A 13,036-nucleotide genomic window follows, 5' to 3' on the forward strand; every position below is an offset into this window, starting at 1 on the left:
AGGTTAAGTAAGTTAAATTGCCACCCCTAAAATTTTATATTTAAATTTTATTACTTTGCTTTTGCTGCATTTTTTGTTGTAACGAAACCACATTAGATACATTAAATAGAATATTGCTGGCAAAGTTTTCAAAATATTTAAGGGCTTTTTTCCAAGCGAGCTGGCTCTCAGGAGTAAAGTGTTTACCAAGGTGCTCTTTAAGGGTTTCGTAAAACGCATCAGATAATAGTGCAATGTCACTTTGCGAAACACTGCTTTTTTTTAGGTACATTAAATGATGTGCTAAAAAAGGAGCTACCGATGCTGGCTTATCTAAATGTTTAACAATTCGCTCTAACACACAAAAAAGGGTAAAACTCTTTTCGTTAAATTGTAAGGCTGTTGGGTAATTCATTTCAATGCTAGATTCAGCCAATTTACTGTGAAATCGAGCCGTGAATGCATGAAAATTTGGCTTAATAATTGTTAAGTTATTTAACAATGCTGATTGTTGTTGGTTCATTTTTATCTCGCTGCAGTGAGTAATAACTATTATTATTAAGTGGCATAAAATTGATTATAGCGGGCAGATAAAATTCTGCACGTTTTTTTAGTGTTAAAGTATGGGTTTTAGTTATATCAATTTATTTTCTAGTAAATTGTAAGCATCTAGAAGGTACTAAGGTAGCTCAAATTTAGTTTGTTTGATTTTCACTCAAAAATAATAAGCTGTAATATTTAATAATTTAGAGACAGCATTTTATAAAATTGATTGATTACTTATGTTACTTATATATACATTAAATTAGCATCTTGACGAATTGGAAATTTTACAAACTAATTGCGTATTATAGTTGCTAATCATCCCGTACATCCTTATAATAGCGGCCATTGTTTAGCATGTTGTAAAACAGCTAACAGCGATATTAAATTTAAAGTTTGATATCTATTGGCGCGGGATGGAGCAGTCTGGTAGCTCGTCGGGCTCATAACCCGAAGGTCGTCGGTTCAAATCCGGCTCCCGCAACCAATTCTACTAGTAGGTATTACCTTACTAATTTATATCGCGCATTCTAAGTAATGCGCGTTTTGCGTTTTAGACTATGTAGTTTAATTAGGTCAGTTTACTGACTCGCAACCAAGCTTGGCCCTAGGCCACACAGTTTTATGCTTTATTGGTGTGACGCCCCGCTTGGTTCGGGGCGTTGTTGTATCTGCACCTTGCGATTTGTGGCAATTGTCATCAAATTAAAACTTAAACTCAGTATTTTAGGGCTATAAGCCCTTTTTTTGTTTGTATGGAGGATTTTCGTGACAAAACTTGAACAAGATTTAGTAACCATGTTAACGCCTGCGGTAGAAATGTTAGGCTTTGAATTGCATGGTCTTGAATTTGTGCAAGCGGGTCGCCATTCTACCTTAAGAGTATATATTGCTCATGAGGATGGGATCTCAGTTGATAACTGTGCGGATGCAAGTCGCCAAATTAGTGCGATTTTAGACGTCGAAGACCCAATTACAAATGAATATGATTTGGAAGTATCGTCTCCTGGTGTTGATCGTCTATTATTCAAACAAGATCACTACGAGCAGGCGCAAGGAGAGGAAGTACGCGTGCGTACTAAACTTCCACAGGATGGTCGTCGTAATTTTAAAGGCGACTTAGTAGCAGTTAGCAGCGATATGATCACACTATCTAGCGATGGTGCAGAGCATCTGATCATGCTTAGTAACATCGAACGTGCGAATTTAATCGCGAAGTTTTAAATTCGAGTGCGAAGGAATAGGGCAAGCGAGGCATTACCCATGGCAAAAGAGATATTATTGGTTGCTGAAGCCGTTTCCAATGAGAAAGCGGTTCCAAAAGAAAAGATTTTTGAAGCTCTAGAGTTCGCTTTAGCGACAGCTACAAAGAAAAAACACGATGGCGAAATTGAAGTACGCGTAGCAATTGACCGTAAAACCGGTGATTACGATACGTTCCGTCGTTGGCAGATTGCCGCTGTATTAGAAGATGGTTCTTTAGAGAATCCATACAGCGAAATCACTCTAGAAGCAGCACAGGTTGAAGAACCTGATTTGCAAATGGGTGATTATGTTGAAGAGCAAATCGACTCAATCAAATTTGACCGTATTACAACACAAATGGCTAAGCAAGTTATCGTACAAAAAGTACGTGAAGCTGAGCGCGCTTTAGTTGTTGAAGCATACAAAGATCAAGAAGGCGAGCTGGTAACGGGTGTTGTTAAAAAAGCAACTCGCGATGCAATCGTGCTTGATTTAGGTAACAACGCAGAAGCGGTAATTTACCGTGATGACATGTTACCACGTGAAAACTTCCGCCCGGGTGACCGTATCCGTGGTCTTTTATATGAAGTTAAGCCTGAAGCACGCGGTGCACAATTATTTGTAACGCGCTCTAAACCTGAAATGCTAATGGAATTATTCCGCATTGAGGTGCCAGAAATTGGCGAAGAGATGATTGAATTACGTGCAGCAGCACGTGATCCAGGTTCACGCGCTAAAATTGCTGTTAAATCTAACGACAAACGCATAGACCCAATTGGTGCATGTGTTGGTATGCGTGGGGCACGAGTTCAGGCTGTATCGTCAGAACTTGGCGGTGAGCGTGTTGATATCGTACTTTACGATGACAACCCGGCACAATTTGTTATCAATGCAATGGCGCCAGCAGAAGTTGCTTCAATCGTAATGGATGAAGACACTCACTCAATGGATATCGCTGTAGAAGCAGATAACCTAGCGCAAGCAATTGGTCGTAATGGTCAAAACGTTCGTTTAGCAAGTCAGTTAACTGGCTGGGAACTAAACGTAATGACTGTTGAAGACATGCGTACTAAAAATGAAGCTGAATCTGATAAGTTACTTAACTTATTCACTGAAAATTTAGAAATTGATGATGAGTTTGCATCATTACTTATCAACGAAGGTTTCTCGACACTTGAAGAAGTGGCGTATGTACCAGCGTCTGAATTTTTAGAAATTGATGGTCTTGATGAAGAGACTGTAGATTTACTGCGCTCACGCGCAAAAGATGCATTGACAACTAAAGCACTTAAAACGGAAGAAAGCTTAGATGGCGCAGAGCCAGCTGAAGACTTACTTGCGCTTGAAGGTTTAGAGCGTCACTTAGCATTTGTTATGGCAAGCAAGGGTGTTGTTACACTTGAAGACTTGGCAGAGCAAGGTATTGACGAATTAGTTGATATCACAGAACTTTCATCTGAAAAAGCGGGTGAACTGATTATGGCTGCACGAAACATTTGTTGGTTTGCAGACGAGTAATTTATTAACGGAGGTATTACACACTATGGCAGAAGTAAATGTTGAAAAACTAGCCGGCGATATAGGTACGACTGTTGATAAATTGCTACAGCAGTTTTCACAAGCAGGTATCACTAAGCAAGCAACTGATAACGTAACAGAAGCTGAAAAAGCAACGTTACTTGATCATTTAAGCAAGCATCATGGCGGTACAGGTTCAGATGGCCCAGCGCGTATGACTTTACAACGTAAGAGCAAAAGCACTTTAAGTGTTACGGGCTCTACTGGTAAAGCAAAAGATGTTCAAGTTGAAGTTCGCAAAACACGTACTTACGTGAAGAAAAGCGCAATGGAACAAGAACAAGAGCAAGCTCGCTTAGCTGCTGAAGAAAAAGTGCGTCTTGAAGAGCAGCAAAAAGCTGACCAAGAAGCCGCAGAATTAAAAGCGAAACAAGAGGCAGAACGCAAAGCTAAAGAAGAAGCCGACCGTAAAGCCAAAGAAGAAGCTAAACGCAAAGCTGATGCAGAGCGTAAAGCGAAACAAAAGCAGATGACCCCAGAGCAAAGTGCTAAGTCTGAGAAAGATCGCATAGAAGCTGAGCGTCTGCAAAAAGAAGCAGAAGAGGCCGCATTGAAGAAAGCTGAAGAAGAAGCGAAACGTCAAGCAGAAGAAGCAAGAAAGCTAGCTGAAGAAAACTCGGCACGCTGGAAGAAAGAAGAAGAAGAACGTAAGAAACGCGAAGAAACAGCGGATCACCATCTTACGACTTCTACTTATGCACGTGAAGCAGAAGATGTTGCCGATGCTCGTGATGAGCAAGGTACACGCCGTGCTAAGAAAAAGAAAAAAGCGCCAGCAAAAGATAAATTTGCAGCGTCAAGAGGCCGTAACAAGTCTAAGTTAAAAGCACCTGCATCATTACAACATGGTTTCCAAAAACCAACTGTTGATGTTAAAAACGAAGTGCGTATTAGCGAAACAATTACAGTAGCTGAGCTTGCATCACGCATGGCCGTTAAAGGCGCTGAAGTTGTTAAAACAATGATGAAAATGGGTGACATGGTTACTATTAACCAAGTGATTGACCAAGAAGCTGCACAATTAGTTGCAGAAGAAATGGGTCACAAGGTTATCATTGTTAAAGAAAACGAATTAGAGCAAACAGTACTTAATGACCGCCACGAAGATGGTAAGTCAGAGCCACGTGCTCCAGTAGTAACTGTAATGGGTCACGTTGACCATGGTAAAACATCAACTCTTGATTACATTCGTTCTGCGAAGGTTGCTTCTGGCGAAGCCGGTGGTATTACACAGCATATTGGTGCATACCATGTTGATGTAAACGGTCACATGATCACCTTCTTAGATACACCAGGACATGCTGCATTTACTTCAATGCGTGCTCGTGGTGCTAAAGCGACTGATATCGTAATCCTAGTAGTTGCAGCAGATGATGGCGTTATGCCACAAACTAAAGAAGCGGTACAGCATGCTCGTGCAGCTGGCGTTCCTTTAATCATCGCAGTAAACAAAATGGATAAAGAAGGCGCAGATCCAGATCGTGTTAAAAACGAACTTGCTGTACTAGACGTTATTCCAGAAGAATGGGGCGGCGATACACAGTACGTTCATATCTCAGCTAAAACTGGCTTAGGTATTGACGACCTTCTTGAAGCAGTATTGAACCAATCTGAACTTTTAGAGCTTTCTGCACCTACTGAAGGTATGGCGGCTGGTGTTGTTATTGAATCTCGTCTTGATAAAGGCCGTGGTCCAGTAGCATCAGTACTTGTTCAATCTGGTACGCTTAACCAAGGTGACATTGTATTATGTGGTCTTGAGTATGGCCGTGTTCGTGCAATGCGCGATGAAAACGGTAAAGACATTAAGTCAGCTGGTCCATCTATCCCAGTTGAGATTTTAGGTCTTTCTGGTATTCCTGCTGCAGGCGACGAAGCGACTGTAGTTAAAGATGAGCGTAAAGCGCGTGAAGTTGCTTTATACCGTCAAGGTAAGTTCCGCGATGTTAAACTAGCACGTCAGCAAAAAGCTAAGCTTGAAAACATGTTTACTAACATGACTGAAGGCGATGTTTCTGAAGTTAACGTGGTACTTAAAGCAGACGTTCAAGGTTCTATCGAAGCAATCTCTGATTCACTAACTAAACTTTCTACTGATGAAGTGAAAGTGAAGATTGTTGGTTCAGGTGTTGGTGGTATTACCGAAACTGATGCAACACTAGCTGCAGCGTCTAACGCAATTGTAGTTGGCTTTAACGTTCGTGCTGATGCTTCAGCTCGTAAAGTTATCGAGACTGAAAACTTAGACCTACGTTACTACAGCGTAATCTACAGCTTGATTGACGAAGTTAAACAAGCAATGTCAGGTATGCTAGCGCCAGAGTTTAAACAAGAAATCATTGGTCTTGCTCAAGTTCGTGACGTATTCAAGTCTCCAAAAATTGGCGCAATCGCTGGTTGTATGGTTACTGAAGGTGTTATTAAACGTAGCGCTCCAATCCGTGTACTACGTGAAAACGTTGTTATCTATGAAGGTGAACTTGAGTCACTTCGTCGCTTTAAAGACGATGTTGCTGATGTTCGTAACGGCATGGAATGTGGTATCGGCGTTAAGAACTACAATGACGTACGTGTTGGTGACCAAATCGAAGTATTCGAAACAGTTGAAGTACAACGTACTCTATAATTGTTACTAGGGAGTATTGAACGCTCAGGTTAACGCCGGACGTTCTACACACCCTACGCTAAGATTTTAAATGGGGGCTTAGCCCCCATTTGCATATCCATTATTTAGTTAACTTATTATTTAATTTCAATAAGTTATTATTTTAGGACAAGTATAATGAGAGAATTTTCTCGCACTGATCGTGTTGCACAGCAAATCCAAAAAGAGATTGCTGTAATTTTACAACGCGAAATTAAAGATCCACGCTTAGGTATGGTGACAGTGTCAGCGGTAGAAGTATCGCGCGATTTATCTTATGCCAAAATTTTCATTACTGTGTTTAACACACAAGATGAAGACGCAGCAAAGCAAAGCGCAAAAGTACTTAATGAAGCAACGGGCTATATTCGCTCGTTACTTGGTAAGCGTATCCGTGCACGTATAATGCCTGAGTTAAAGTTTGTAGTTGATAACTCATTAATGGAAGGTATGCGTATTTCTAATTTAGTGGATTCTATTATCCGCGAAGATAACGCAAAGCATGTAGATGAAGACGTAGAAAGTGTTGATGCTGCTGATGTTTCAGATAGCGAAGAAGGTACTGATCACGTAGACGATACAGATAGCGAAGAAGGCACTGATACAGATGGCAAAGCGCAGTAAAGGCCGTGCAGTTGACGGTATTTTGTTGTTAAACAAACCTGAAGGCATTTCATCAAATAAAGCATTACAGCAAGCAAAAAGTGTTTATTTTGCGCAAAAAGCTGGGCACACAGGTGCTTTAGATCCACTTGCCACAGGTATGCTGCCAATTTGTTTTGGTGAAGCGACTAAGTTTACGCAGTTTTTACTCGATACAGATAAAACCTATATCGTTCGTGCACAACTGGGTGAGCGTACAACAACATCAGATTCTGATGGCGAAATTGTTAGCACTAAAGATGTGAACGTTACACGTGAACAGCTAACAAAAGAAATAGCTGCTTTTGTTGGTGAGTCTGAACAATATCCGTCAATGTACTCAGCTCTTAAGTACCAAGGTAGACCGTTATATAAGTACGCGCGCGAAGGTATTGAAGTTCCTCGTAAATGCAGAAAAATAAACGTGTTTAGCTTATCGTTTGACGAATTTGATGAACAAAGCAACGTATTACAAATGACGGCCCATGTATCTAAAGGGACCTACATTCGTACAATCGTTGATGATTTAGGCGAAAACCTAGGCTGTGGCGCACACGTTATTATGCTCCACAGAACCGCTGTTGGTCAGTATCCGGCAGATAAAATGGTCTCGCTTGATGAGATTGAAGCGTTGCTTGCTAAAGCGAAAGAAGAAGAGCTTGCGCCTTCAACTTATTTAGACTCGCTATTGCTACCAATTGATACTGCTTTAACTGATTTACCCGTTGTTGAAATTACAAAAGAACAAGGGGGAATTTTTAGTCACGGGCAAGCTGTAGAATTATCAATCGCTTTACCTGATGGTGCAATTAAAGTTGTTGCGGATAATATATTTATTGGTACTGGTGAGCGTAACTCAAACGGTCATTTAAAGGTTAAACGTGGTCTTGCTAGTCAGCAAGACGATTACGTGAAGCCTGAATAAGCAACTAATGTGCCTAACGGTGGCTTATTAGTTGTAGTTGGGGAAAATTAGCTTGTAGTTATTCCTACAGTTGGTAGAATACGCCCGCTTAATCGTTTTGGCTGAATTAGTGATCGGCTAAGACACCTTTTAAATTTAATTTTTTGGAGTTACTATGTCACTAAGCAATCAAGAAAAAATCGATATCATTGCTAAATTTGCACGTGCAGAAGGCGATACAGGTTCATCAGAAGTACAAGTAGCATTACTTACTTTTGACATCAACAAGCTTCAAGGTCACTTTGCTGATCACAAGCATGACTTCCACTCACGTCGTGGTCTGCTTCGTAAAGTAAGCACTCGCCGTAAACTACTTGATTACCTTAAAGGTAAAGACATCACTAGTTATACTGCGTTAATCAAAGAACTTGGCCTACGTCGCTAAGAACTAGATTATAGAAAAAGGAGCTTTTTAGCTCCTTTTTTTGTGCCTGAAATTTGTGTTTCCAAATTAAGAAAATTCTTAAACCTATTGAATTATAATATAAAACCCCCATTTCATAGCCTACCAATAGCTGTTGTATTTACCCGCTAATTAGCCCAGTTTAAATCTAGTAGCTAGTGTGTGTTGACCTTTCGTGATTAATTTTGCAGCTGTATGTTTGGTCTTTAGGCAAGGCAGCGCCTATGTAGTGTGGTTATTCCCCATAAATAGGCGATAACGCAGCATAAATGCCAAACATGCGCTGCCCTGCGGGTTCATCCTAGGGGCGATTAACTCTTTGTTGCTCGATTTTTACTTAGCCCACTAGGTTACAAATCTCGCGCCGTGATTAAATCGACCCTAGATTGAACAAATTTCAATCCACAAAGATCAACACACCCTAGACTCGCATTTTGAAGCAGCTTTGGTATATACTATGCGCGTAGGTAAAAAGGTTTATCTACGCTTATTCACATCATTGCCAATTGTAGTACTTAATTGATTTCCAACTGAATACAATTATGTACTGTAATTGGTACTTTGATGACAACTTATTAGAATACATTTAAGGAATATTTTAAGTGCAAGCAATTATTAAAGAATTCAAACTAGGTCAACATACAGTGACTCTAGAAACTGGTGCAATCGCTCGTCAAGCAGACGGCGCTGTACTTGCAAGCATTGGCGACACTTCAGTTTTAGTAACTGTTGTTGGTAAGCGTGAAGCACAACCTGGCCAAGACTTTTTCCCACTAACAGTTAACTACCAAGAGCGTATGTACGCTGCTGGTCGTATCCCAGGTGGTTTCTTAAAGCGTGAAGGTCGTCCTAACGATGGCGAAACACTTATTGCACGTCTTATTGACCGTCCAATTCGTCCACTTTTCCCAAGCGGTTTTGTAAACGAAGTACAAGTTATTGCTACTGTTGTTTCTGTTAACCCTGAAATCCAACCTGATATGGTTGCGATGATTGGTACTTCAGCAGCACTTGCTATCTCTGGTATCCCGTTCAGTGGTCCAATTGGTGCATCTCGCGTTGGTTACATCAACGGCGAATATGTACTTAACCCTACATTAAAAGAGCTTGAAGAAAGCCAACTTGATTTAGTGGTAGCCGGTACTGATAAAGCTGTACTTATGGTTGAATCAGAAGCTAACGTACTTGCAGAAGACGTAATGCTTGGCGCTGTTGTATATGGTCATGAGCAATCTCAAGCGATCATCACTGCAATCGAAGAATTTAAAGCAGAAGCAGGCAAGCCTACTTGGGATTGGACTGCACCAGCTAAAAACGTTGCACTAGAAGATAAAGTTGCAGCAATTGCTGCTGATAAAGTAGGCGCAGCTTACTTAATCACTGATAAAGTAGCGCGTAAAGAAGCACTTGGCGTAGCTAAAGATGAAGTTGTTGCAGTGTTAACAGCTGAACTTGCTGAAGGCGAGTCTTTAGATAAGCAAGAAATTGGTAAAATATTCGGTTCACTTGAGAAGAAAATCGTTCGTGGCCGTATCGCTTCTGGCGAAAAACGTATCGATGGTCGTGAACCAGATATGATTCGTGCACTAGATGTAATGACTGGCGTATTACCGCGTACTCACGGTTCTGCTATCTTTACTCGTGGCGAAACTCAAGCGTTAGTAACAGCTACACTTGGTACAGAACGTGATTCACAGTTAATCGACGATTTAACTGGTACTCATAAAAACCACTTTATGCTTAACTACAACTTCCCTCCATTCTGTGTAGGTGAAACTGGTTTTGTTGGTTCTCCTAAGCGTCGTGAAATCGGCCATGGTAACCTTGCTAAGCGTGGTATTGCTGCTGTAATGCCAACATTGACTGAATTCCCATATTCAATCCGTGTAGTATCTGAAATCACTGAATCAAACGGTTCATCTTCAATGGCTTCTGTATGTGGTACTTCACTTGCACTTATGAATGCCGGTGTACCAATTAAAGCGTCTGTTGCTGGTATTGCGATGGGTCTAGTTAAAGAAGACGATAAATTCGTTGTTCTTTCTGACATCTTAGGTGATGAAGATCACTTAGGTGACATGGACTTTAAAGTTGCTGGTACAGCTGCAGGTATCACTGCACTTCAAATGGATATCAAAATCGAAGGTATCACTCAAGAAATCATGCAAATTGCGCTTAAACAAGCAAAAGCTGCACGTTTACATATCTTAGAAGTGATGGACGAAGCAATTTCTGCTCCTTCTGAAGAGCTATCAATGTTTGCTCCTCGCATATACACAATGAAAATCCCACAGAAGAAAATCGCTGAAGTTATCGGTAAAGGTGGCGCAACTATTCGTCAGCTTACTGAAGAAACTGGTACAACGATTGAAATCGGTGACGACGGTACAATTAAAATTGCCGCTACAGATGGCGAAAGTGCAGCTAATGCAATTAGCCGTATTGAGCAATTAACAGCTGAACTTGAAGTAGGTACTATCTACGAAGGTAAAGTTGTACGTATTGTTGATTTCGGTGCGTTTGTAAACATTCTTCCTGGTAAAGATGGTCTAGTACATATTTCTCAAATTAGTACTGAGCGCGTTAATAACGTGGCTGATCACCTTTCTGAAGGTCAAGAAGTTAAAGTTAAAGTACTAGAAGTAGATCGCCAAGGCCGTGTACGTCTAAGTATTAAAGAAGCAATGGAATCAGCAGCACCTGCAGCTGACGCGCCAACTGACGCGTAATTGTTAACTTATTAATCTAGTTATATTAGCTAGATGATAAAAAAGGGGCTGTTTAGCCCCTTTTTTTATGCTTTAATGAAACCTTATTGGACAAGGTCTGTCTTATATTAATCGCGATATATCTTGGTATTAAGGATTTTAATGATACTCAAACATTTAGCTTTGGCATCTTTTGCTATTTTGTCTTTAAGCGCTTGCCAAACTACAACAGATTCAGAACCAACCCCGATTGTTAATGTGCCATTTACTGCACCTTTAGCCTCTGACTTTAGAAGTGAAATTGCTATTGCACGCTACTCGGAGTTATTGAATAGGGCTGACTTAAGCGAAGAGCAACAAGCTAAGCTTTATTACGACCGTGGTGTACTTTTCGATAGTCTAGGTATGACCACTCTTTCGCGTATTGATTTTAACCGCGCAGTAAAACTTAAGCCTGATTTAGCTGAAGTATATAATTTTTTAGGTATTCAACATACGCTTATGCAGCAGTACGAAAAAGCCTATGAGTTTTTTGATTCAGCTCTTGAGCTTGATGAAGAGCATGAATATGCTTATTTAAATAGAGGTATAGCCCTTTATTACGGCGATAGAGCTGGCCTTGCTAAAAATGACTTTAACGAGTTTTTAGCCCGTTCTCCTAAAGATCCGTACCGTGTTTTATGGGTTTATTTAGCCCAGGCACACGAGGATAAAGTAATCGCACTTGATGCCCTTAAACAAAATGCGACTGCGCTTGATGATTCGCAATGGGCGTATCAGTTAATCTCTCTTTATACGGGTGATATGAGTGAACATGCATTTTTATCAGGCATTAGTGATGGTGTTAGGACTGAGCAAGAATATGCGCAGCGTTTATGCGAAGCTTATTTTTACTTAGCCAAAATGCATCAAGCAGCGGGTGAGCTGTATTTAGCATCTGATTATTTTAGGCTTGCGTTAGCAACCAATGTACACGAGTTTATTGAATACAAATATGCGCGATTAGAGCTTGAGTTGATGGAAGGTGTTGACGCAAGTTAAGCGTTTTAAATTAATAGGTGTATTACTATGTTGTTTGTTAATTACAGGCTCGAGTAATCACTTTGGCGCTATTGGCTTTTGGCATGTTTTAAATACAAAAGCCAATGTTCTACAAAGTTATTGGAATTCACCAGCTTATTTTTCTGATCACCTAGAGCAGTTACCAAAGACCTCTTTAGCTATACTCGCTCGCAGTAAAATTTCCTCAGCACAATATATGTATTCTCTTAAGCTTATTAAAAGCAGTCAGAGTGATACTGCAAAACAATTTTGGCTCTCCGCTATAAATGACTTAACAATCCCAGAGCGTAAAATATTAGCAACAAAGTTACTTGAGCAATCACGTTGGAGCGATTTAGAGTTACTCGCTAGTAAAAACAAATTACCAGCAGGGGATGTGCTAAATCATCTAAAACTTCAGCTAAAAATACCACAGAGTAAAATATCTACCGCGTTTATTCATGATCTTGGTTTTTCATCTTTAAGAAATATAAGCAAAACTAATAAGCAATGTATGTTTAACGTGCTGACTATGAGCGATCATCGCAGTGGCTTATATAAACTTACAGAGTTTATTAATGCTTATAATAAACAACCAGAGCCCCGTGAAAATATTTTTTGCTTTTCAAAACCCGTTTACGTTGCGGGTATGCTTGAGTGTAAAAGTAGTACTAGTCAAATAGCAAAGTGTGACTGGCAATCATCTAAACTTAATAGCCAGCTTCCTAACAATTTTGATTTTATAGTGATGATGCCTAAAGATGGAACGGCTAATGTCACGAAGGGAACAATGCTAATAAACTCAAAAGCAAAATACAGTATATTTTTGCATGAGCTGATGCATTTTAACGGTTTTGAAGATGAATACGCTTTGCCTAAAACTAAGCAAGCATGGTTGTGTGCAAAAACGGATTTTGTTGCACCTAATTTATTTATTTCTCATGGTGAGTTGCCGCCAACAGGTTGGCATAAAGCAAAGAGTTGCCAGGTAGGGGGTATTGCTTATAAACCTAGTGAAAATTGGTCTATTATGCAATATCAGCAGTTAGGGCTCTCAGCGCAGTATAGACAACTTTGGTTGAAACATTTAGATATGACCAATGGTAACTTTCATCGTCACCCTGGCGCGCTTACATTTGCAAATAAGGCCATATTAAATTAACAATTATCAGTATTAATTAATTGTTTTTTTAGGCTTAATAAATTGTTAGTTCTTGTTTAAAAAACACCCATACAGAACCGCTTTTTATAGACAAAATCAGTGTTTTTCAGTATAACTATAGTCATTA

At 40.0% G+C, this 13,036-nt stretch carries 10 protein-coding genes and 1 tRNA gene; 10 read left to right on the forward strand and 1 reads right to left on the reverse strand.

Annotated features, from left to right (window positions below; all coding sequences use genetic code 11):
• Window positions 1–40: 40 nt before the first annotated feature.
• Window positions 41–502: a globin domain-containing protein gene (locus GQR39_RS03145; protein WP_007585499.1), complete on the reverse strand. Its 462-nt coding sequence runs from the start codon at window positions 500–502 to the stop codon at window positions 41–43.
• A 430-nt stretch (window positions 503–932) separates the two neighbouring features.
• Between GQR39_RS03145 and GQR39_RS03150 the strand changes: the two genes are divergently transcribed.
• The 10 genes from GQR39_RS03150 (at window position 933) to GQR39_RS03195 (ending at window position 12,909) form a co-directional block, all read left to right on the forward strand.
• Window positions 933–1,009 (forward strand) — tRNA-Met (locus tag GQR39_RS03150).
• A 281-nt stretch (window positions 1,010–1,290) separates the two neighbouring features.
• Window positions 1,291–1,746 carry a ribosome maturation factor RimP gene (gene rimP, locus GQR39_RS03155; RefSeq protein WP_002958482.1) on the forward strand — a complete coding sequence of 152 codons (456 nt, stop codon included), beginning with the start codon at window positions 1,291–1,293 and terminating at the stop codon, window positions 1,744–1,746.
• A gap of 39 nt (window positions 1,747–1,785) precedes the next feature.
• Complete coding sequence (gene nusA / locus GQR39_RS03160) at window positions 1,786–3,285, forward strand: transcription termination factor NusA (protein WP_007585502.1); 1,500 nt, start codon at window positions 1,786–1,788, stop codon at window positions 3,283–3,285.
• Window positions 3,286–3,310: 25 nt separating this feature from the next.
• Complete coding sequence (infB, locus tag GQR39_RS03165) at window positions 3,311–5,971, forward strand: translation initiation factor IF-2 (protein ID WP_007585504.1); 2,661 nt, start codon at window positions 3,311–3,313, stop codon at window positions 5,969–5,971.
• Window positions 5,972–6,127: 156 nt separating this feature from the next.
• On the forward strand, window positions 6,128–6,613 hold the full coding sequence (gene rbfA / locus GQR39_RS03170) for a 30S ribosome-binding factor RbfA (RefSeq protein WP_007585506.1): 486 nt from the start codon (window positions 6,128–6,130) through the stop codon (window positions 6,611–6,613).
• Window positions 6,597–7,556: a tRNA pseudouridine(55) synthase TruB gene (truB, locus tag GQR39_RS03175; RefSeq protein WP_007585508.1), complete on the forward strand. Its 960-nt coding sequence runs from the start codon at window positions 6,597–6,599 to the stop codon at window positions 7,554–7,556. The genes rbfA and truB overlap by 17 nt, the downstream gene beginning before the upstream one ends.
• Window positions 7,557–7,710: 154 nt before the next feature.
• On the forward strand, window positions 7,711–7,980 hold the full coding sequence (gene rpsO / locus GQR39_RS03180) for a 30S ribosomal protein S15 (protein ID WP_007585509.1): 270 nt from the start codon (window positions 7,711–7,713) through the stop codon (window positions 7,978–7,980).
• A gap of 620 nt (window positions 7,981–8,600) precedes the next feature.
• Window positions 8,601–10,727 (forward strand): polyribonucleotide nucleotidyltransferase, encoded by a 2,127-nt coding sequence (pnp, locus tag GQR39_RS03185; protein WP_007585511.1) that lies wholly within the window; start codon window positions 8,601–8,603, stop codon window positions 10,725–10,727.
• 141 nt (window positions 10,728–10,868) lie between these two features.
• A complete protein-coding gene (gene nlpI, locus GQR39_RS03190) occupies window positions 10,869–11,747 on the forward strand; it encodes a lipoprotein NlpI (protein ID WP_165734800.1) in 879 nt (292 codons plus the stop codon).
• Complete coding sequence (locus GQR39_RS03195; RefSeq protein WP_165734801.1) at window positions 11,734–12,909, forward strand: hypothetical protein; 1,176 nt, start codon at window positions 11,734–11,736, stop codon at window positions 12,907–12,909. The genes nlpI and GQR39_RS03195 overlap by 14 nt, the downstream gene beginning before the upstream one ends.
• Window positions 12,910–13,036 lie beyond the last annotated feature (127 nt).

It is taken from the genome of Pseudoalteromonas sp. C8, assembly GCF_011378685.1.
GTDB classification, from domain to species: domain Bacteria; phylum Pseudomonadota; class Gammaproteobacteria; order Enterobacterales; family Alteromonadaceae; genus Pseudoalteromonas; species Pseudoalteromonas arctica.